Origin of the sequence: Alkalibacter rhizosphaerae (assembly GCF_017352215.1) — a bacterium.
Lineage (GTDB): Bacteria > Bacillota > Clostridia > Eubacteriales > Alkalibacteraceae > Alkalibacter > Alkalibacter rhizosphaerae.
The window spans coordinates 784,962-805,883 of the sequence record NZ_CP071444.1 but is presented as its reverse complement, the minus strand read 5'-3'; the positions used below and the strand labels follow the sequence as shown (position 1 = coordinate 805,883).

The window sequence follows — 20,922 nt, the reverse complement described above, 5'->3', positions numbered from 1 at the left end:
GAAGTGAAGAAATCGATCAGTATCGTCGTTGCTTGTGGAGGAGGAATTTTTACCACTACAGTTGTAACAGAAAAAATCAAAGACATTCTTAGAAAGGAGAAGATAAGCCACAAAATAACACCCAACAAAATTACGGAAATACCGAATATTACCGGAGCGGACTTGATTGTCGTGACAGGTAAAACAAAACAAGAAAACAAACTAGGCATCCCCGTTATGATCGGTCTTCCGTTGTTTACAGGTGTTGGAGCAAAAGAATTTACTGAAGAACTGTTAATTAAAATCAGAGAAATTATGGAGGGTTGATTATGAGTGTTTTGATCAGTATCGGTAATGCAATCAATTCAGTAATGGGAATCTTTGGTTCTTCCATTGTAGTGCCGGTTATCATTTTCTTGATCAGTATGGTCGTTGGGGCTGGAGTGAAAAAATCTTTTCAAGGAGCATTGTTCATGGGGATCGGTTTGACCATGTTCAACGTGTTGCTGGGGACACTCCTCGGAGGTATAGCTCCTTATGTAATTGGAATGGCACAAGATGTAGGGATTCAACTCCCCTTCATCGATGTTGGATGGCAAGGCGCTTCCGTTATTGTCTACGCAAATCAGTTAGGTTATATTTACCTTGCGGTAGGCTTGGGTTTAAATTTACTTTTGTTCCTGACAAAGTTTACAGACACCTTTCAGCCAACGGACATATGGAATTATTATCAGTTCGTATTCTGGGCGGTAATCGTACAATACGTAACAGGAAGCTTTATGCTAGGCATTGCTGCTGCAGTATTTTGCAACTTGATTGTACTTCTAATTGCCGACATCATTGCTCCATCCATTCAAGAATATTATGGTTATGAAGGTGTCACTTTAACAAGTGTGCCTGCAGCGGTTGCTCCATTTGCTATGTTTGTGAATTGGATGCTGAAAAAAATGAAAATTAAAGAAAAACAAATGGATGTTGACGGTTTAACGGAACGTTTTGGATTCTGGGGTGAACCGGCGACTATAGGATTGATGGTTGGTTTGCTTGTTGCAGTACTTGGTTCAACCAAGATTTTGGGTTCAGTAGATACTTGGGCTGGTATCGTTCGAACTATGTTGACAGTTGCAGGTGTTATGGTTGTTTATCCTGCAGTTTCCGGTCTGTTTGTTAGAGGCCTGGTGCCTTTGAGTCAATCCATGAATGACAAGATCAGAAGTGGAAAAATGAAGCGAGATCACGTTCACATTGCTTTAGACCCTGCAGTTTATTTTGGAGATAGTGCTAACGTAGCTGCTGGATTGATTTTGATTCCCATCTTGTTTTTCATCTCTCTTGTAATGCCTGGTAATGGTGTGCTGATGTTGGCGGACATTCCTGCTGTTCCTTTTATGACAATTGGATTGATCTTTGTATTCCGTGGAAACATCCTGAATACTGTTGTAGCCGGGACAATATGGTACTCTATAGCTAATGTTTTGCAGACTCAGGTAAGTCAAACATTTACTGACGCTGCATTAGCTGCAGGTGTTGGTGATACTTTACCTGCTGTTACAGATGCTGTTTCTCAAGGACTGGGTGTTGCATCTTGGACTGTCGGATCTAACCCGATTTTATGGGTTATTTACAAAGCATTCACTGTTCCAGGAGGAGCAAAAATTATAACGATCCTTATTGCATTGGCAGTATATTTCTTTGTTTGGTTCATGTTCCAGAAAAACAAAAGAAAGTTTTATGTACTCGCTGGAGCTAGTGAAGAGTTTTTGGATGAAAACAAGTATTAATAAAGAACAGTAATCTAAGTAATCTAAGGGACGGTTCTTTTGATTACGTTTTGAACCTAGCTACTAACCAATCACATAAAAATCACCTCTACCTTCGACCATCGGTCAAGCTGGGGTGTTTTTTTCGCTTCTGATCTAAATAAAAAAGGATTTTCCTACTTAATGGACAACAATATATTAGGATGTAATATCATACAATATTTCGACTACTAGGCAAGTCCAGCAAAGGAGAGCAAACCATGCCACGAACTGCCAGGGAACAGAGCAAAAGCGGGATCTATCACGTGATGATCCGGGGTGCCAATAAGCAGGAGATTTTTCATGATGATTCGGATCGGATTCGATTTTTAGAAATACTGGGAAAGTGCAAGGGGAAAACCAGAATACAGATATACGGTTGGTGCCTGATGAACAATCATGTCCATTTGTTGATCAAAGAAGGAAAAGGTGGACTAGCCACAGCCATGAAGAGGATCGGTGTGAGTTTTGTGGGATACTATCACAAAAAGTATGAAACGACGGGGCATCTGTTTCAAGATCGTTTTCGAAGCGAAAGCGTGGAAAATGAACACTATCTTCTAACAGTGATCCGCTATATCCATCAAAATCCTGTAAAAGCGGGCTTTGTAAAGGACTGTTTGGAATGGAAGTGGAGCAGTTATAGAGCCTACTTGGGCAAGGAAACGGATTTTGGGAATTTGTTGGATGATGAGACGATCCTCGAATCCTTTGGAACTTGCAGGGATGTAGCACTTAAAGGGTTTGAGGAATTTCACGGAAGAGAAAACCAGGATGAATGCCTGGATATTGAAGTGAGAAAGCTCAAGGAGAAAGAGGCAAGGCTGGAAATCGAAAAGGTCCTTGCGGGCAAGAGTGTTGCACGGGTCAAGAGCTTACCGAAAGAGGAGCGGGATGAAATGATCCGGATATTGAAAGGCATAAAGGGGTTGAACCAACGTCAACTGGCCAGGATCTTGGGGATTTCCCAAGCCCTCATATCGAAAGCGTAATCAAAAGAACCGTCCCTAGATTTACACCAAAAACTTGATGGCGGAATAGTCCACTTCCTTGGCAAAGGCGGTGGACTTTCTTGCGTATTCCCTGGAGACCTCCTTGTCGATGCCCATCAGATTAGGCACGATGGAAGTGATGTAGTCGATGAGTTCATTAAAATCGTAGCTTGCCGGGTCGTTATAATAGTCCATCATGATCTCCCGACGTCCGCCGGCGTCCGTCAAGCGGTAGTACTTTAGTTCCCCTTCCGTCAGTTGGATGTTGAAATCCCTGGCGTAGTTGTGATGGACCGTGTCCATGAAAGGATACAAAATGCGAATGTTGGACTGGGCGAAGGTCACTTCCCGGTAGAAACGGTCGTTGTTGGCATCATCATGGATGATGTAGTAGTAGATCTTCGACGCCAGAAAGTGGAGCAGGTAGCTGTCGATGGGCTCTTTCATGTGTTTTTGGACCAGCTTGTAAATGCTGGAGAGAAAATCCGTGTAGATGACTTGAAGGATCCGGTCCTTTTCCTTGAAGTAATAGGGGATGGCGGAGAGGGACACTTCCGCCCGGTCCTTGATCATGTGCACGGTGGTGTTGTTGTATCCGTTTTCGTAAAAAAGCTCCTTGGAAGCTTTCAGAATATTATTTTTTGTGGTGATCCCTTTTTTGTACATGTTTTTTTCTTTTCGCATGGCTTTCACCGATGGAATTTGGTTCCATCGTCCTTTCCAGTAGTCACGATGAGTTGGTTTTTCACAGTATACCACAAGCATTTCCAAAAATAAATACAGACAGACCTGGTAAAAATAAAAAAATTACTAAATATTATTGACAAGGCCTTTCCTTGCCAATATAATAAAGTCAAACATGGTAATAATCGATAAATTACTAAATTTGCTAAAGAACGGTTGAGGTGTTGTATGGATAAAAAGTCGTACGATCAGAAAAACCAACGGATGGAAATAGCCCAGCGGGGAGGAATACCGGACCGTGTCCCTGTATATTCCCTGATCGACAATTGGGCATTCTCTTATGCCGGATATGGGGTGGAGGAAGTATTTGAGGATGACGAGAAGCATTTGGCGGCCTTTGAGAAAATCGCCAGTGACTTTTACTGGGATTCCATGTTCGCCAGCACCACTTCCAGGGCCATGAACTACATCGGCATGCTGGATGGAGGATCCTTCAAGAACAAGGGCCTCATGCAGATCGAATCCGGACATTCCTTGTCCATGGATGCAAACGAATACGACGATTTGATCAAAGACCCTTATGCTTTTATTCGGGATGTGGTGGCACCAAGAAAATATGGCTTGATGCGAATGGATCATTCCAGTGAAAAAGTGGAAAAATACCAGAGAGCCGTATCTGAGCTGTACAAATTCAAAGATCTTAATCAACGATCCGAGGAGCAGCTGAAAAACAAATGGAGCATGCCCATATCCAGAGGCGCTACATTGGTCCATCCCGTTGACTTGTTGTTGGACTTTTTTAGAGATTTTCACGGGATCATGATGGATGTGAAAAGAAACCCCAACAAGATCATCGAAGCGGCGGATGCCATGATCCCCATAGTCATTGAAAACTGCGAGATGCAGTACAGCGAAAACAAAGAGGGGATGTCCATCTTCAACCCCATGCACCTGCCCCAGTTTTTACGGCCCAAGGATTTTGAGAAAGTTTACTGGCCTTCCTACAAAAAAATCGTGGAGCACTTTGCCGCCAAGGGAATGGTGGTCCAGTCCTACTATGAGCGAAATTATGCACATTTATACGATTTCCTGCAGGATCTGCCGAAAAACAGCGTATTCGGACTCTTTGAAGACGACGACCTGCGGGAAGTGAAAAAGCGGGTGGGAGACGTGATTTCCATTGGTGGAGGCATGGAAGCCTACACCCTTCACTACGGAACAAAGCAGGAGTGCATCGACATGGCAAAAGGCCTCATTGATGATTTGGCTCCCGGCGGCGGATACGTTTTTACCACCAACCGGATCCTCCACAGCGCCAATGACGCCAACCCGGAAAACCTGAAAGCCGTCAATGAATTCGTCAAAGAATACGGAAAGTATGAGAGGTGAGTCATGGAAACGTTTGATAAAGAAAAACTAAAAAACGAAGAGTTGATCAAAGAAACCGTAAAAGATTACTTGATGATCACAGATGCGGACCAGCAGGAAGCAGCGGAAAAGATGCTGATCTACAATCTGTTGAATTGAAAACGTTGGACAGACCTTCAAGGGAGCGTGAAAACATGGAGCATCATCGGTTTGATTATGCCGACAGTAATGAATTTATAGAAGCGGGAAAGAAAATGGATGCAGATATTCCCTTTTCCGAAAATATTGAAGCACTAAAGACGCCACTGGTGTTGGGCAGAAAAACCATACCCAACCGGATCGTCATCAATCCCATGGAAGGATGCGACGGGACCTCAGACGGCAAGCCGGATGAGTTGACCTACCGCAGATACCAGCGCTTTGGTCGAAGCGGAGCAGGAATGATCTGGTTCGAAGCCACTGCCGTCGTCGACGAAGGAAGGGCCAATCCCAGACAGCTTTCTATCAACAAGGACACCTATCAGGACCTGGGGAAACTTCGGGAGAAAACCATCCAAGCGGCCAAAGAAACCTATGGGGAAGAATTTACCCCATACACCGTGTTGCAGTTGACCCATTCGGGAAGGTATTCCAAGCCCAAGGGGAAACCGGCACCCATTGTTGCCGTGGAGGAAAATCCTTTTCTGAAGAAAGCAGACCAGACCTATCAGGTGATCACCGATACGGAACTTGCCCAGTTGGAAGAGGAATACGTAAAAGCGGCGGTACTGGCCAAAGAGATCGGGTTTGACGCTGTCGACATCAAAAGTTGTCACGGCTATCTTCTCTCCGAGATCCTCTCCGCCCACACCAGGGAAGGTGAGTATGGAGGCACCTTGGAAAATCGAATGCGGTTTACATTGAATGTGATCCGTAAGATCAAGGAGGTCCTGGGAGACGAACTGGAGATCACCCTTCGCATGAACGCCTACGATGCCATTGCCTATCCCTTTGGTTGGGGAGTGGACAGGGCGGACCATCGAAAGCCGGATCTGACGGAACCGGTGGTCTACTTGAAACAACTTCAAGCACTGGGTGTGAAAATGGTCAACATCAGCATTGGAAATCCTTACTATAATCCCCACATTGGGAGACCTTACGATGCCGGGTACTACATACCCGACGAACATCCCATGGAAGGGGTGGCCCGATTCTTGAAGATTCTGAAGGATCTTAAAGACCAGGTACCTCAGATGATCCTGGTGACCAGCGGCTTGAGCTGGCTTCGGACCTTCGGACCCAATGTGGCTGCTGCCGGCATTGAGGAAGGTTGGTTTGATCTTGTAGGTTTTGGCAGACAAGCCTTTGCCTATCCGGAATTCGTCCAGGATGCATTTGGCAACGGGGCCATGAAAAAAGAAAAATGCTGCATCGCCTGCAGCAAATGCTCCGAGATCATGCGGGACGGCGGGAAAGCCGGTTGTGTGATCAAGGACAAGGAGATCTATCTGGACATCTATCGCCAAGGAAAGAAAGATTAAGAACAGGTATCGATCTGCAGCCCTGCTGCAGTTATGATAGAAGTATTTTGTGTCAAGAAGTTAAATAAATTTAGGGGGATTGGAATGAAAAAGCTAGTATTGATCTTGTTGTCGGTTTTCCTTTTGATGGGATCCTTTGCCGGATGCAGTACAGATTCGGACAATGGGGATTCCGGAGATAACGGAAGCCAGGAAAAAATCGTCATTGGAAATCTTCAAGACTTGAGTGGCGCCACATCCGTATGGGGAGAAGCCGTAAAAAACGGTGCGGAACTTTATGCTGATTTGGTGAACGCAAATGGTGGTATCAATGGTAGAGAGGTGGAAATCATCACCTACGACATCAAATTGGATCCCCAGGAAGCCTTGAATGCCTACAATCGTTTGGTGGATCAGGACAAGGCCGTTGCCGTGATCGGACCGCCTCTTAGCAACGTGGGACTTTCTCTTGCACCAGTTGCAGCAGCCAAGGGAGTGCCCGTGGTTGGAAGCTTTATCGATCCGAGAGTTACTTTGAACGAAGACGGAACGCCTCAATCTCAAATGTTTTTGATGCAGCCAAGCAGCGTCCAGTATGCAGAGATCGTATCCGACTATGCGCTCAATGAAGTCGGAGTCAAGAACATGGCCGTATTGTACGACCAGTCCAACTCTTTTGCCGTTTCCCAGGTAGTACCCTTCATGGAATATTTTGAAGCCAACGGTGGGACCATTGTGGCGGAAGAAGTGTACAAGGCCGGCGACAAGGATTTCAAAGTCCAGTTGAACAAAATCAAGGAAGCAGGCGCAGAAGCACTCTACGTGCCAAACTACGTCCAGGATCTGATCATCACCATCCAGCAGGCAGAACAAGTTGGATTGGATGTAGCAATGTTCGGCGGATTGGACTTTGCACCTCCCTTTGTCACCTTGCTTAGCGATCCTTCCCAAGGCGACAACATTTATTTTGCCAACAACTACTCCGATGAGGAGCCCCAGCTGGTGGAAGTTCGAGAAGCTTTTGTCGAAAAATTCGGGGAAGAGCCCATCAACAAAGCCTACTTGGGATACGACAAAATGATGATCATCGTGGAAGCGCTGAAAAATGCAGAAGAGATCACCGGACCGGCAGTAACGGCTGCTTTGGAAAACATCGACAACCTGCAGGGAACCACTGGTGTGATCACCATTTCACCGGAGACCCATCAGCCTCTCGGCTTGTCCATGGTCATGTACAAGATCGAAAATGGAGAATATCTGGATCTGGGCCGTCACGTGCCGGAGTCTCACAAGTAAGTAAGCAAGAGTAAAACCTTAAGGCTCTTTTTCGGGCAGAAAAAGAGCCTTATTAATTAAAAGGGGTGGAACATGTGATTGTTCAACAATTGTTGTACGGCCTGTCCTTGGGATCGGTATATGCCTTGATCGCCGTCGGGTTTGCATTGGTCTTCAACATATTGAAATTTTCCAACTTTTCTCATGGAGGCGTTTTGACCGTCACCGCATATACGGGATACTTGATCGCAACCAAACTTCAGACGAACCTGTGGGTCACGCTGTTTCTCACAGCCTGCGTTGGTGGAGTTCTGGCCTTGATCATCGAATTTTTTGCCTTTCGACGACTACGAAAAAAACAGAGCCCATTGATTTTTTATTTTGTGTCCTCCATCACCATGGGATTGTTGTTGGACAACTTGATCACCGTATATTTCAGCACTAATTTTTATTCATATCCCAACTTTTTCACCAATCGGGTCATCCAGCTGGGACCATACAACATTGCCACCACGGATACCATCATGTTGATCATCTCCATCGTGGCTTTGAGCGCATTGATGCTGCTCATCTATAAAACAAAATTTGGCGTGGCCATCCGGGCTTTGTCCATCGATGCCCAGACCTTGTCCCTCATGGGCGTCAACGTAAACCAGATCATCATCATCACCTTCTTTATCAGCGGTTTTCTTGGCGGGATCAGCGGCGTGTTTTTAGGGATCAACTACACCTTGTATCCCATGATCGGGAAACTGGTGGTCAAGGGATTCATCGCATCCGTTCTCGGTGGATTGGGCAACATCTCCGGCGCAGTCATTGGAGCATTGCTGCTGGGGATCATGGAAGTGACCCTGACCAGCATCGGCTTTATCGGATCCGGACTGGCACCGGTGGTGATCTTTGTCATCATGCTGGTATTCTTGATCGTGCGGCCCCAGGGCATTGCCGGGATCATCATTCATGAAAAAGCGTAAGGAGGCCAACACATGGGATTTTACTTATCCATATTGACATTTACATTCATCACCATCATTGGCGTAACGGGGATCTTTCTGATCACCGGACTGACCGGGTTGTTTTCCCTGGGTCAGGCATCTTTTATGGCCATCGGAGCCTACACGGCAGGGATCCTCATGATCAAGTTTCAAGTGCCCTTTGTCGTTGCCACTATCCTAGCCATCCTGGTAGGATTATTGTTCGGTTTGGTCGTGGGACTCCCCACCCTGCGGTTGCGGCGGGACTACATCGCCCTGGTCACCTTTGGGTTTGGGGAAGCGGTCATCGCCATTTTGAACAACCTGACCAGCATCACCGGGGGAGCCATGGGCCTGAGCGGCATTCCCATGAAAACCAATTTCACCCTGGCATTGATCTCCGCCATCGTCTGCATCATCTTTGCAAGAAATTACAAGTACTCCAAGTACGGGAGACAGTGCATGGCTTTAAAAAGCGATGAACTGGCAGCCAAAGCCATGGGCATCGATGTGAAACGGGTCAAATTGACCACATTCTTGGTAGCCAGCGGACTGACGGCCTATGCCGGTGTATTGTACGGCAGTTTCACTACGTATGTGGATCCATCCACCTTTGGCTGGACCCGGTCGGCGGAGTGGATTATCATCTTGTTCTTCGGCGGACTCAACAGCCTGACGGGAGCCATTTTTTCCAGCCTGGCCCTGGGATCCCTGCCGGAACTCCTGCGTTTTGCGTCCTCCTGGCGACTGGTCATTTACGCGGTGATCGTACTGCTGATTTTAAATTTCCGACCTACGGGGATCTTTGGGGAATATGAGTTGAATCTGAAGACCCTGAAGAAAGACCTGCTTCGAACCAATCGAAAATAACAATCACTTGCAAGGGAGTTAACGATATGAATGTACTGGAAGTCAACAACATCAGCAAGCGCTTTGGTGGAGTCCAGGCGGTGAAAGATGTCTCTTTGGAACTGGAGAAGGGAAACATCGTCAGCATCATCGGTCCCAACGGAGCAGGCAAAACCACGGTTTTCAACCTGATCTCCGGGATCTACTGGATCGACAGCGGAGATGTCCTTCTGAACGGGGAATCCATCAAGACGAAAGAGCAACACGAGCGGACCAGCGCAGGGATCGCCCGGACCTTTCAAAACATCCGATTGTTCAAGGGCCTGACCGTATTGGAAAACGTCATGACCGCACAGGATCCCTTTGCCAAATACAACTTGGTGGACACCTTGTTTTCTTTGAAGAAGAAAAAAGCGGAGGAGAAGCGATCCAGACAGGAGAGCCTGGTCCATCTGGAGATGGTTGGGCTGGCAAAATACAAGGACGAGCGGCCGGAAAACCTGTCCTACGGACTCCAGCGGAAATTGGAGATCGCCAGAGCATTGGCGACGAATCCCCAAGTCATCTTGCTGGATGAGCCGGCAGCCGGCTTGAATTCAGGGGAAGTCATCGATTTTATCGATCTGGTCCACAAGATCAACGAAGAGCTGGGACTGTCTGTCTTGTTGATCGATCACCGAATGCCTCTGGTCATGGAGCTTTCCAAGTGGATCTATGTTCTGAATTTCGGACAGCTCATCGCAGATGGGACTCCGGCCGATATCCAGTGCAATCCGGAAGTAATGAAAGCCTACATCGGGGAGGAGGATTGACATGACGGAAGTGAAGAAATACATATTGGAGATCGAAGATCTGGAAGTCCGCTATGGGCATATCCAGGCGCTCAATGGCGTCAATATCCAAGTGGAAAAGGGAAAGATCATCAGCATCATCGGATCCAACGGAGCCGGAAAATCCACGCTTCTCAACACCATCAGCGGTCTGGTCAAACCGGTCCAGGGGAAGATCCGACATCACGGAGATGAGATCCAGGGCAAACCTGCCCATGCCATCGTCAAGCGGGGGATCGTCCAGGTGCCGGAAGGGCGAAAGATCTTTGGCGGACTGTCGGTACGGGAAAACCTGGTCGTTGGTGGATTTTTGTTGAAAAACCAGAAGAAACGCAACGAATTGGTGGATGAGATGTTTGCCTTGTTTCCGCGACTAAAGGAAAGGGAACAGCAGCAGGCCGGGACCTTGAGCGGTGGAGAACAACAGATGCTGGCCATTTGCCGGGGTCTCATGATCGATCCCGAGTTGATCTTGCTGGATGAACCTTCCTTGGGACTGGCCCCCGTGCTGGTCAATGAAGTGTTCAAACTGATCAAAAAGATCAATGGCTTGGGGATCACGGTGTTGCTGGTGGAACAAAATGCCAAGAAATCCCTTGCCTTAAGCGACTACGCCTATGTGTTGGAAAACGGATCCATCTTCACCCAGGGCAAGGGGGAAGATTTACTTGCCAATGAAGACATCCAGAAGGTGTATTTGGGAGAGAGAGCCACCTGCTAGGTAGCTGCCATCGATATGGAGCGGTACGGAGTTTGCACGATAAATATTGAAACGTCAAAGGATGGAGATGTGGATATGAAAAAAACGGCGATCATCACCGGCGGGAGCCGGGGGATCGGATACAGCATTGTACGGCAACTGGGGTTGGACGGATACAACGTGGTGGTCGTGGCAACCAGGGATGCTTCTGCATACAAGGAAGCTTTGGAGGCCCTGGGTCAAGAAAGGATCACCTATTTGTACGTGCAGGCCAACGTGGCTCATGGAGAAGACCGAGTGAAGATCGTGGAAAAGACCCTGGAAGCCTTTGGGGGCATCCACGTGCTGGTCAACAACGCCGGTGTGGCTCCGAAAGTACGGGCAGATCTGCTGGATATGACGGAAGAAAGCTTTGAGCGGGTTTTGGAGATCAATACCAAGGCCAACATGTTTTTGACCCAGGCCGTGGCCAAGCAGATGCTAAAGCAACCCGTGGAAGGAAAAAAACGGGGAACCATCGTCAACATTTCCTCCATGTCCGCCACCGTTTCTTCCATCAGCAGGGGGAATATTGCGTGTCAAAAGCAGGAGTGAGCATGTTGACCAGCCTGTATGCAGACCGGCTGGCACCGGAGGGGATCTACGTGCATGAAGTGCGGCCCGGCATCATCGCAACGGACATGACCAGCGGGGTCCAGGAGAAATACGACAAGCTCATCGAAGGCGGATTGCTTCCCATCGCCAGGTGGGGAACCCCTCAAGATGTGGCGGATGCAGTCAGTGTTCTTTGCAGCGACAAGATCCTATATACCACCGGAAACCACCTGGATGTTGATGGCGGATTTCATATCCGAAGACTGTAGGAAGATTGTACTGCAATAGGGCTGTAGATGGTAGAGGAGGGATTTGCAGTGAAAAGAAGCATGGAAAACTATCAGGGCCATCCCGTGGAAGTGATCTCCGTGAACACTGTGGTGGTGGGCAGCGGTGCCGCCGGGTTCAATGCAGCAGATACCCTGTTTCAAAGTGGACAAAAGGATGTAGTGCTGGTGACAGAACACATCAAGGCCGGTACTTCGAGAAATACCGGGTCCGACAAGCAGACCTACTACAAGCTGTCTTTGTCCGGAGATACGGCAGACAGCGTGCAGGATCTGGCAGAAGTGCTGTTTCAAGGTCAATGCGTGGACGGAGATCTGGCATTATGTGAAGCGGCAGCTTCTGCAGAATGCTTTTTTAAGTTGGTGCAGTTGGGGGTGCCTTTTCCCAGAAACAAGTACGGAGAATACGTAGGGTACAAGACGGATCACGATCCCAGCAAAAGGGCCACCAGTGTCGGTCCCTATACATCCAGAGTCATGACGGAGTGTTTGGAAAAATCCGTTGCAAAGAAGGAGATACCGGTACTGGACAAGCTACAGGTCATCCGGATCTTGACCCAAGAAGATCGTGTCGTTGGACTTCTATGCCTGAACCTGGCAGAACCGGATGATCCGGCGAAACGATATGTGGCCTTCCATTGCAAAAACGTCATCTATGCCACCGGCGGCCCGGCAGGGATCTATGGGGACAGTGCTTATCCCAAAGGGCATTACGGCGCCACCGGCATCGCCTTTCGCGCTGGAGTGAAGGGGAAAAATCTGACGGAATGGCAGTATGGACTGGCATCCATAAAGCCCCGATGGAACGTATCGGGGACTTATATGCAGGTATTGCCGAAGTTTGTCTCTACGGATCAGGATGGAGAAGATCCCCGGGAGTTTTTGCTCGATTTTTTTGACAGCGACCATGAAATGCTTTCCAAGGTATTTTTAAAAGGATACCAATGGCCCTTTGATGTACGAAAGATCCAGGACGGAAGCAGCATCATCGACCTTTTGGTGTATGTGGAAACCATTTTAAAGGGCCGGCGGGTGTTTCTGGACTTTCGAGAGAATCCCCGTAATAAAAGTAATAAAAGGGACGGTTCTATTGATTACGAGGCTCTTCAGGAGGAAGTACGAGAGTACTTGATGCAGGCTGGAGCATGTTTTGGCACACCCATTGAAAGATTGATGCATATGAACCAACCCGCTGTGGATTTTTATAGAGAGCGGGGTGTCGATCTGGAAAAGGAAATGCTGGAGATCGCATTGTGCGCCCAACACAACAACGGAGGATTGTCCATCGACCATTGGTGGCAAACCAATGTGGAAGGATTCTTTGCAGTTGGAGAAGTCAGTGCAAGCCACGGAGTATACCGACCAGGCGGCAGCGCCCTCAACGCAGGGCAAGTCGGCTCCATGCGAGCCGCCCGTTTCATTGCAGCCAATCGGCAAGGAGAGCCGCTAGAAATGGAAGCGTTTTTGTCGGCCACTCGAAAGCTTGTTTTTGAAGAGATGGAACTGGCAGCCAAAACAAAATCCGAATCACTAGACAACCTGGATGAATGGTGGGACCGGGCAACGAAAAGAATGAGCAGGACCGGTGCTGCCATACGAAATGAACCATTGATCCGGGAAGCTCTTCAGGAGACAAAAGCAGAACTGCTAAACTTCTCAAAAGAAGTGCACTATCACAAGGAGAATCGTTTGAAAAAGTTGTATCGGCTCCATGATGTGTTGTTGAGTCAATACGTGTATATGAGCGCTATGGTCGATTATATGAAAGACGGTGGCCAAAGCCGGGGTAGTGCTTTATATTCCACCGATTACGGGATATTGCCGGATAAAAAGCTGCCGGAGCAATTCCGATTCTTGCTGGAGGATGGCTCATTTGCCGATCGGATCCAGGAAGTCGTATTGAAAGATGGAAATGTAGAGTGCAGTTGGCGACCCGTTCGGCCTATTCCGACAAGGGATGACTTTTTCGAAAATGTCTGGAGAGGGTATCGGGAAAACGGAAACGTGGAAATCTAGAAATTCAGAAATTTAAGGACGGTTCTTTTGATTACAACCTCAAAAACTCAAGATAGATCCATCATGAACGAAACGGATAAAAATTAAGATTTTTATCCGTTTTTCGTGTATATTAGTTTTAGTGGCAATATATCAATTATGAAAGATAATAGGATCAAGAAAATATGAACAATCCATAATGTTCATTCAATAACTGGAGGGGATTTCGTGTTTCGGGAAATGAGACGGATCAAACAAGCCATGCGGGTGGAGGAAATCATTGCCGTATTGGAACGTTGCAGCAACGGCGTATTGGCCTGCCATGGAGACGACGGCTATCCCTATGCCGTGCCGTTGAACTTTGTTTATTATAATGGAAGAATATATTTTCATTGTGCCAAAGACGGCCACAAGATAGACGCCATAAAAAAAGATCCCAAGGTGTCTTTTGCGGTGGTGGATCAAGATACCATCGTCAGCGAAGAATACACCTCCTACTTCCGTAGTGCTCATGCATTTGGTCGTGCCCGGTTTACGGAAGGAGAGGAATGGCTGGATGCCTTTCGTGCATTGGTGGAGAAGTACTCCGGCCATCGATCGGTAGAAGAGAAGGAAAGAGAGATCGCAGGGTGCGGCAGATCCCTCATCGCGGCCATCGATGTGGATCATCTAACTGGCAAAGAGGCTAAAGAGCTGAAATCAAAAGAACCGTCCCTATGATTTCTATGATTTTAAGGAAAGGAAGAGTAAGATGAAAGAATTCAAGGATTTCATGGATGCAATCGACGATCCGGCCAAAAGGGAACGTATGGAAAAAATCTTCGAGCATATCGCGGAGCAATTTCCGTCACTTGAAACAGAAGTCAAATGGAACCAGCCCATGTTTGTCGATCATGGAACGTTCATTATCGCTTTTTCCATCGCGAAACAGCACATGGCAGTAGCGCCGGAAAGGGTGGCTCTGGACAAGTTTGAAGAAGCCATCCAAAAGGCGGGATACCAAAGGACGAAGGAACTGTTCAAGATCCGGTGGAAGGACGAAGTCGATTATGATCTTCTTGACGACATCATTCGTTTCAACATGGAAGATAAAAAAGACTGGAACAAGTTTTGGCGATAATAGTTTGATGACTGAGTATGTGTGGTACTATAATCAAAAGAACCGTCCCAAAATTAACAAAATTTAAGCAAGGATGAGTGCTCTGTGAAACTCAAGCAAAAGAATATCCAAATCAGAAGCATCATTATAATCGCTTTTGCAATTGTCATGGTGCTTTCGACTGTTGGGATCGGATCCATGGTATTCGCAAATTGGATCGCTACAGCCGAAGAAAACACACAGCGATTGATCGGAAACATCAATGAAAACATCTATAATCAAGTCTCCAACTTCATCCACGCTCCAGTCCATATCAATGAAGTCAACCACAACATCATACAAAATGAGATTTTGGACCTGTCCAACGAACCCCAAAGGGAAAAGTTCTTTATTGGGGTGCTGCAAAATCATGAAGACGATATCTACAGTTTCAGCTACGGGACGGAGACCGGAGAATATTACGGTGCTCGTCGTAATGCCGAAGGTGACATCGAGATCATGAAAAACAATGCTGAAACGGAAGGAAATTCCTGGTACTTTGAGGTGAATGACGATTTGACGGCTGGTCCCTTGACGGTCAGGGCCGGAGAATTCGATCCCCGTACGAGAGCATGGTACCAGGAAGCAAAGGGAAAAAAGGCGTCCACATTTTCCCCCATCTACAAACATTTCGTCATGGACGATCTCACCATATCCGCAGCCTGGCCCATCTATGATGGAAACGGCCAGTTGGAGGGAGTGATGGGTGCCCATATGCTTCTTTCTTCTGTGGGAGGATTTTTGGACGATGCTGTCAACGGCTACGAGGGATACGCATTGATCGTGGAAAAAGAATCCGGCCTGCTCATTGCAAATTCCATGGAGCTGGATAATTTTGCCGTATCGGAAGACGGCACCTTTCAACGTTTTGCTGTAGAGGATCTGGAAAACGCCAGCCTCCGACAAGCCTTTCAACAATATGTAGAAAGTCAAGAAACTGATTTTGATTATGAAGACGAAGAGGAACGGTATTTCGTTGATGTTCGGGAGATCCGGTTTGAAGGATTGGAATGGGTCGTCTTGTCTGCCCTGCCGGAAGGCATCTACATGACAGACGCCAAGAAAAGCATCGGATGGACGGCGGCGATCATTTTTCTCGTGCTGCTCCTTTCCGTTCTCGTCTTTCACGTGATCACCAAAAGACTGTTGAAGCCAATGGACGAGTTGCTCCAGACATCTGCAGACATCGCAGCCGGGGATCTGTCCAAAAGGGTGGAGGTCAAGAGAAGAGATGAAATTGGCGTCATTTCTCTGAGCATGAACAACATGGCAGACAAAATGCATGATCTTATCAACAACCTGGAAGCCAACGTGGAAGCGCGAACGGCGCAACTCAATGAAGCCACCGTCGATCTGGAAGAAAACAAAAACCAGCTGCAGTTGATCCTGGATTCTACGGCCGAGGCCATTTATGGCATCGATCTGGACGGAAATTGCACCTTCAGCAATGCCAGCTGCATTCAATTGCTGGGTTATGACAATCAGAATGACTTGCTTGGTAAAAATATGCATACGCTGATCCATCATTCATACGAAGACGGGACACCCTTTCCACTGGGCAAGTGCGGCATTGTTACGACGATCCGGGAAGGGAAGGCGTACGAATCCGATGAAGAAGTATTCTGGAGAGCAGATGAAACATCCATCCGGGTGGAGTATCGGTCCTATCCTCAAATAAGAGCCGGGGAAGTCGTCGGTGGCGTCATCACATTCATGGATATCACCCAACGCAAGCTGGCGGAAGAAAGGATCAAGTTTCTTTCCTATCATGATCCCGTAACCGGTCTGTACAATCGAACGTTTTTGTACGAAGAATTGAAACGACTGAATGTAGACCGCAATCTGCCATTCTCTGTGATCATGGGGGATGTGAACGGGTTGAAATTGACCAATGACATCTTTGGCCATGAAGCGGGGGATGTTCTCCTCAAAAGAGTTGCGGAAGCCATGCAACGGTCTTGTAGGGAGGAAGACATTATTGCAAGAGTTGGCGGGGATGAATTTGTGATCCTGTTGCCAAAAACAGACAATGAAACAGCAGGCGCCATCCTCAAGCGAATCAAAGGTGAGGTGGAAAAAGAGGAATCCAAAGAGCTGGGAAGCAGCATTTCCCTGGGGAAAGGAACCAAATACGATACATTAGATGATATGGCAGAAGTGCTCAAGCATGCAGAAGGTGAAATGTATCGCAACAAGAGTTTGCGACAAATGGAAAACCATGACGAGCAGCTGCAGCTTATCATGAAACAACTACATGAACGATCGGAAAGGGAAAAAATCCATTCTGCGAATGTGAGCGAACTTAGCGAAAAACTGGGGCGGGAGTTGGGCTTGACCAACGAAGCGATCCGAAAACTCAAAGATGCCGGATATTATCACGACATTGGCAAAATCGTATTTGATGAAGAGATCTTGGCGCGGTCTGGTGTATTATCCAAAGAAGAACAACGGGAGATGAACAAGCACGGCGTTGTTGGATACCGGATCTTGAGTTTATTCAACAGTACCATGGATATTGCCAGGGCGGCACTGCATCATCACGAACATTGGGATGGAACAGGCCATCCTGCAGGGTTGAAGAGAGAGGAGATCTCCTTGATGGGTCGGATCGTGGCAGTAGCGGAAGCCTACGACGATCGAACAAACCCCAGAAGCAACATCCCATTGGGAGAGGAAGAGACCTTGAAGGAAATACAAGGATCGTCCGGGAAAAAGTTCGATCCGACGGTGGTTGAGGCTTTGATTCGAGTCAAGAAAAAGGAAAACAAGGGTTAAAAGCAGTTAGAATCAAAAGAACCGTCCCTAGGATTTACGATCAAATGATCCATAAAGTAAGCGGCGGTTTCTGTTTGCATTGGACGACTCCTTTGTATTATGATATGCTAATATTCTAATACAAAAACGAAAGATTTTGCATGGAAAGGCGGGAATACCATGAAATTTGATATCAGCGAAAAAACTTTGGAAGTGATCAAAGAGCTTGGCGGACATTTTGTCATTGAAGTGATCTCCGTTGGTACCACCTGAAACGGCCAATGTGTCAATCGTCCCTGGTCAGGGGCGGTAAAACCGGAAGAACGATACAATATTCATTACGATGCCTATGAGCATGAAGGAATCACCATTCACGTTATGAAAGGGGTCAAAACAAAAGGCAAGCTGACCATACGGGCTTGGCCGAAGTTCCCATTGATGAGAAGGCGATTCTGGGTACGGGGAATCAAAGAGTAAAGGCACGCTTTCGCGTGCCTTTTTCGTAAATCAAGGCAAAAATATTGTTAATATTTTCATTATAGGGTTGACGAACCAATATTAACATGATAATATCGGTACATAACGTTAGCGCTAACAATTAGCTATGATCCTAATAAAATGAATTGCGTTGATTTTTTTTAAGATTTAATGTTAGCGCTAACAATTATAAACGTATTTAAAACAAATACCCAGTAAAGAAGGGATCCAAATGATTTGTTCCTCCATATATTCTGCCTTTGATCTGGAATGGTATCCGAGACCTGTCAGAGACGCCGTCCAATTTTTCCAAAGAGCTTCTTTTCAGGAGATGGAACCGGGAGAATACGAGATCGACGGAAGAGATGTCTATTTTCAGGTCATCGATCTGGAGACAAAACCATGGGAAGAGGGAAAGCCGGAAGTCCATCGAAAATACATCGACATCCAATTTCTTTTCCAAGGAAAAGAAACCATCGGGTTTGTGGATGACAGCGGGAAGAACAAAGTATCGGAAAACCTTCTGGAACAAAGGGATCTGCTTTTTTACGAAGAAGTGCAAGATCTGAAGAAAATCGATATGAAACCTGGAGACTTTTGCGTATTCTATCCCAGCGACGTCCATGTGCCGGGATGCGAAAGAGAAGGCATCATCAAGATCCGTAAAATCGTCTATAAAATCAACGTTGATTTTTATAAAAAAGAAGTCGGCAAGGAGGAAATATGAAAGAGGTAAATTGGGGACTCATCGGATGCGGTCAAGTAACGGAAGTGAAAAGCGGACCAGGATTGTACAAGTCCGAAAATTCCAACCTGGTGGCAGTTTATGACAATACCTATGAACGAGCGCAGGATTACGGAAAACGACACCATGTAAAGAAGGTATATGAGAAGGTGGAAGATCTGCTTCAAGACTCGGAGATCGACATCATCTACATTGCCACACCGCCAAAGTTTCACAAGGAATACGCCATTGCCTGTTTGAACCACGGCAAGATCCCATATGTGGAAAAGCCGGTGGCCATGAATCACGACGAATGTCTGGAAATCGAAGCCTTATCCAAAGAGAAAGGCATACCAGTATATGTTGCCTTCTATCGCAGGGGGATGGAAAAATTCCTTCGCATCAAGGAACTGCTGGATCAAAAGATCCTTGGGGACATTCGGTATCTTTATGTCACCCAGATCATGAAGCCGGAAGAAACGGACCTGGATCCGGAACGACTTCCATGGCGTCTGATCCCGGAGATCTCCGGAGGCGGAAAATTCCTGGACATGGCAGTACATGTACTGGATTGTCTGGAGTTTTTCTTCGGCAAGATGGAGTCCATGAGCGGCATCGTTGAAAACAAAGGCGGTCTCTATCGAGCCGATGATACAGTGGTTGCCACCTTCCGATTTCAAAACGGCATCGTCGGATCCGGAACCTGGTGTTATGTGGCGGATCATGAAGAAAACCGGGTGGAGATCGTGGGAGAAAAAGGTCGGATCCTTTATGATGGATTGAGTGCCAAACGATTCACCCTGATCCTGGACGGACAGGAAGAAGTAATAGAATTTGAAGAACCGGAACACGTGGCCATGCCTTTCCAACAGTCGGTCGTCAATGAACTCATCGGCAAGGAAAAAAGCAACGCCAACTTCGAAGAGGCCATCAACCTGGTTCGAATGACGGACATGCTGTTATCGGAATACAATAAGCAGGTGATGAAAAATGTTGAGAATTAAATACGAGGACATGGTAAAAAAATTCGAGTCCATTCTTATCAAAAAAGGCTTGAGCCTGGAAATGGCGAGAAAAAGTGCAGAAAACTTTGCAAACAACAGTGCGGATGGCGTATACTCCCATGGAGTGAACCGATTTCCCAGAGTGATCAGCTACATCGACAAAGGCTACATCGATGTGAAAGCAGAGCCTACCGTAGAAGGTCGCATGGGAGGATTTGAACGATGGAACGGCAATCTGGCCATGGGAAACACCAATGCGGTACGAGCCATGGAACGGGCCATTGAACTGGCCAAAGAATGCGGTATCGGCATCGTGGCACTGGGCAATACGAACCACTGGATGCGGGGCGGCACGTTTGGATGGCAGGCGGCGGATGCGGGAATGATCGGCATGTGCTGGACCAACACCATGCCCAACATGCCAGCCTGGGGAACGAAAGACCGGAACATCGGCAACAACCCCTTCATCATGGCCATTCCCAGAAGCAACAAGGAGCACGTAGTGGTGGATTGCGCCATGGCCCAGTTCTCCTACGGCAAGATCGAAGAGACAAGGATGAAAGGCCAGCAATTGCCTGTTGTCGGCGGATTTGACAAGGAAGGAAAAGCCACTACGGATCCGGCAGCCATCGAAGAGACCTGGCGGGTACTTCCCATCGGATTTTGGAAAGGCTCCGGCTTGTCCATCGCTTTTGACTTGATCGCCGCAGTTCTTTCCGGTGCCAATTCCACCACGGCTGTGGGGAAAAAGGCGGAAGACGAATACGGCTTGTCCCAGATCTTCATCGCCATCGATCCGGAGCACATGAGTTCCGTGGAGATCACCGACGCCATCATCGACGAAGTGATCGAATCCATCAAGGAATCGGAAAAAGCAGAGGGAACCAGTCAGATCTTCTATCCGGGAGAAATGGAGATCAAAACCCGACGGGACAACATGGAAAACGGGATCCCCGTTTTAGAGTCGGTCTGGGAGAGCATCCAGCAGCTGGAAGCATAG

The 20,922-nt window shown here is 47.3% G+C and carries 19 protein-coding genes and 1 pseudogene; 19 read left to right on the top strand and 1 reads right to left on the bottom strand.

Annotated elements, in window-relative coordinates:
* The first annotated feature begins 3 nt into the window (after nt 1-3).
* The 3 genes from J0B03_RS03950 to J0B03_RS03940 all read left to right on the top strand — a co-directional run bounded on the left by J0B03_RS03950 (nt 4) and on the right by J0B03_RS03940 (nt 2,770).
* Nucleotides 4-306, top strand: a complete 303-nt coding sequence (locus J0B03_RS03950) for a PTS sugar transporter subunit IIB (protein WP_207300563.1) — start codon at nt 4-6, stop codon at nt 304-306.
* 2 nt (nt 307-308) lie between these two features.
* Complete coding sequence (locus J0B03_RS03945; RefSeq protein WP_207300562.1) at nt 309-1,760, top strand: PTS transporter subunit IIC; 1,452 nt, start codon at nt 309-311, stop codon at nt 1,758-1,760.
* Between the two features lie 239 nt (nt 1,761-1,999).
* Nucleotides 2,000-2,770 carry an REP-associated tyrosine transposase gene (locus J0B03_RS03940; RefSeq protein ID WP_207300561.1) on the top strand — a complete coding sequence of 257 codons (771 nt, stop codon included), beginning with the start codon at nt 2,000-2,002 and terminating at the stop codon, nt 2,768-2,770.
* 21 nt (nt 2,771-2,791) lie between these two features.
* On the opposite strand, the gene J0B03_RS03935 is transcribed toward J0B03_RS03940, so the two are convergent.
* Nucleotides 2,792-3,454, bottom strand: a complete 663-nt coding sequence (locus tag J0B03_RS03935; protein WP_207300560.1) for a TetR/AcrR family transcriptional regulator — start codon at nt 3,452-3,454, stop codon at nt 2,792-2,794.
* Between the two features lie 228 nt (nt 3,455-3,682).
* On the opposite strand from J0B03_RS03935, the gene J0B03_RS03930 reads away from it, so the two are divergent.
* The 16 genes and pseudogenes from J0B03_RS03930 to yiaK all read left to right on the top strand — a co-directional run bounded on the left by J0B03_RS03930 (nt 3,683) and on the right by yiaK (nt 20,922).
* The gene (locus J0B03_RS03930) at nt 3,683-4,843 is read left to right on the top strand and encodes a uroporphyrinogen decarboxylase family protein (RefSeq protein WP_207300559.1); all 1,161 of its coding nucleotides are present in this window, start codon (nt 3,683-3,685) and stop codon (nt 4,841-4,843) included.
* Between the two features lie 3 nt (nt 4,844-4,846).
* Nucleotides 4,847-4,981 (top strand): hypothetical protein, encoded by a 135-nt coding sequence (locus J0B03_RS12290; RefSeq protein ID WP_256436432.1) that lies wholly within the window; start codon nt 4,847-4,849, stop codon nt 4,979-4,981.
* A gap of 35 nt (nt 4,982-5,016) precedes the next feature.
* Complete coding sequence (locus tag J0B03_RS03925; protein ID WP_207300558.1) at nt 5,017-6,342, top strand: oxidoreductase; 1,326 nt, start codon at nt 5,017-5,019, stop codon at nt 6,340-6,342.
* Nucleotides 6,343-6,426: 84 nt separating this feature from the next.
* On the top strand, nt 6,427-7,617 hold the full coding sequence (locus tag J0B03_RS03920) for an ABC transporter substrate-binding protein (RefSeq protein WP_207300557.1): 1,191 nt from the start codon (nt 6,427-6,429) through the stop codon (nt 7,615-7,617).
* A gap of 74 nt (nt 7,618-7,691) precedes the next feature.
* A complete protein-coding gene (locus J0B03_RS03915) occupies nt 7,692-8,570 on the top strand; it encodes a branched-chain amino acid ABC transporter permease (RefSeq protein WP_207300556.1) in 879 nt (292 codons plus the stop codon).
* Nucleotides 8,571-8,582: 12 nt separating this feature from the next.
* A complete protein-coding gene (locus J0B03_RS03910) occupies nt 8,583-9,440 on the top strand; it encodes a branched-chain amino acid ABC transporter permease (RefSeq protein WP_207300555.1) in 858 nt (285 codons plus the stop codon).
* 26 nt (nt 9,441-9,466) lie between these two features.
* Nucleotides 9,467-10,231, top strand: a complete 765-nt coding sequence (locus J0B03_RS03905; RefSeq protein WP_207300554.1) for an ABC transporter ATP-binding protein — start codon at nt 9,467-9,469, stop codon at nt 10,229-10,231.
* Nucleotide 10,232: 1 nt separating this feature from the next.
* Entirely contained in the window at nt 10,233-10,970 is a 738-nt protein-coding gene (locus tag J0B03_RS03900) for an ABC transporter ATP-binding protein (RefSeq protein ID WP_207300553.1), read from the top strand.
* A 15-nt stretch (nt 10,971-10,985) separates the two neighbouring features.
* Nucleotides 10,986-11,812 (top strand): annotated as a pseudogene (locus J0B03_RS03895) (3-ketoacyl-ACP reductase).
* 48 nt (nt 11,813-11,860) lie between these two features.
* On the top strand, nt 11,861-13,846 hold the full coding sequence (locus tag J0B03_RS03890; protein ID WP_309485116.1) for an FAD-binding protein: 1,986 nt from the start codon (nt 11,861-11,863) through the stop codon (nt 13,844-13,846).
* Between the two features lie 207 nt (nt 13,847-14,053).
* Nucleotides 14,054-14,545 (top strand): pyridoxamine 5'-phosphate oxidase family protein, encoded by a 492-nt coding sequence (locus tag J0B03_RS03885; protein WP_207300552.1) that lies wholly within the window; start codon nt 14,054-14,056, stop codon nt 14,543-14,545.
* Nucleotides 14,546-14,576: 31 nt separating this feature from the next.
* Nucleotides 14,577-14,945: an iron chaperone gene (locus J0B03_RS03880; RefSeq protein ID WP_207300551.1), complete on the top strand. Its 369-nt coding sequence runs from the start codon at nt 14,577-14,579 to the stop codon at nt 14,943-14,945.
* Nucleotides 14,946-15,029: 84 nt separating this feature from the next.
* Nucleotides 15,030-17,738 carry a diguanylate cyclase gene (locus J0B03_RS03875; RefSeq protein WP_246798181.1) on the top strand — a complete coding sequence of 903 codons (2,709 nt, stop codon included), beginning with the start codon at nt 15,030-15,032 and terminating at the stop codon, nt 17,736-17,738.
* A gap of 688 nt (nt 17,739-18,426) precedes the next feature.
* Entirely contained in the window at nt 18,427-18,921 is a 495-nt protein-coding gene (locus J0B03_RS03870; protein ID WP_207300550.1) for a NanQ anomerase/TabA/YiaL family protein, read from the top strand.
* Nucleotides 18,918-19,922, top strand: a complete 1,005-nt coding sequence (locus tag J0B03_RS03865) for a Gfo/Idh/MocA family protein (RefSeq protein WP_207300549.1) — start codon at nt 18,918-18,920, stop codon at nt 19,920-19,922. Before J0B03_RS03870 ends, J0B03_RS03865 begins: the two co-directional genes overlap by 4 nt.
* Complete coding sequence (gene yiaK / locus J0B03_RS03860; protein ID WP_374058615.1) at nt 19,909-20,922, top strand: 3-dehydro-L-gulonate 2-dehydrogenase; 1,014 nt, start codon at nt 19,909-19,911, stop codon at nt 20,920-20,922. The genes J0B03_RS03865 and yiaK overlap by 14 nt, the downstream gene beginning before the upstream one ends.

What these genes read in the sequence shown, in the direction of transcription:
- J0B03_RS03945 (WP_207300562.1), top strand. Translation starts at nt 309, where the DNA reads ATGAGTGTTTTGATCAGTATCGGTAATGCAATCAATTCAGTAATGGGA.
- J0B03_RS03940 (WP_207300561.1), top strand. Translation starts at nt 2,000, where the DNA reads ATGCCACGAACTGCCAGGGAACAGAGCAAAAGCGGGATCTATCACGTG.
- J0B03_RS03935 (WP_207300560.1), bottom strand. Translation starts at nt 3,454, where the DNA reads ATGCGAAAAGAAAAAAACATGTACAAAAAAGGGATCACCACAAAAAAT.
- J0B03_RS03930 (WP_207300559.1), top strand. Translation starts at nt 3,683, where the DNA reads ATGGATAAAAAGTCGTACGATCAGAAAAACCAACGGATGGAAATAGCC.
- J0B03_RS12290 (WP_256436432.1), top strand. Translation starts at nt 4,847, where the DNA reads ATGGAAACGTTTGATAAAGAAAAACTAAAAAACGAAGAGTTGATCAAA.
- J0B03_RS03925 (WP_207300558.1), top strand. Translation starts at nt 5,017, where the DNA reads ATGGAGCATCATCGGTTTGATTATGCCGACAGTAATGAATTTATAGAA.
- J0B03_RS03920 (WP_207300557.1), top strand. Translation starts at nt 6,427, where the DNA reads ATGAAAAAGCTAGTATTGATCTTGTTGTCGGTTTTCCTTTTGATGGGA.
- J0B03_RS03910 (WP_207300555.1), top strand. Translation starts at nt 8,583, where the DNA reads ATGGGATTTTACTTATCCATATTGACATTTACATTCATCACCATCATT.
- J0B03_RS03905 (WP_207300554.1), top strand. Translation starts at nt 9,467, where the DNA reads ATGAATGTACTGGAAGTCAACAACATCAGCAAGCGCTTTGGTGGAGTC.
- J0B03_RS03900 (WP_207300553.1), top strand. Translation starts at nt 10,233, where the DNA reads ATGACGGAAGTGAAGAAATACATATTGGAGATCGAAGATCTGGAAGTC.
- J0B03_RS03880 (WP_207300551.1), top strand. Translation starts at nt 14,577, where the DNA reads ATGAAAGAATTCAAGGATTTCATGGATGCAATCGACGATCCGGCCAAA.
- J0B03_RS03870 (WP_207300550.1), top strand. Translation starts at nt 18,427, where the DNA reads ATGATTTGTTCCTCCATATATTCTGCCTTTGATCTGGAATGGTATCCG.
- J0B03_RS03865 (WP_207300549.1), top strand. Translation starts at nt 18,918, where the DNA reads ATGAAAGAGGTAAATTGGGGACTCATCGGATGCGGTCAAGTAACGGAA.
- yiaK (WP_374058615.1), top strand. Translation starts at nt 19,909, where the DNA reads ATGTTGAGAATTAAATACGAGGACATGGTAAAAAAATTCGAGTCCATT.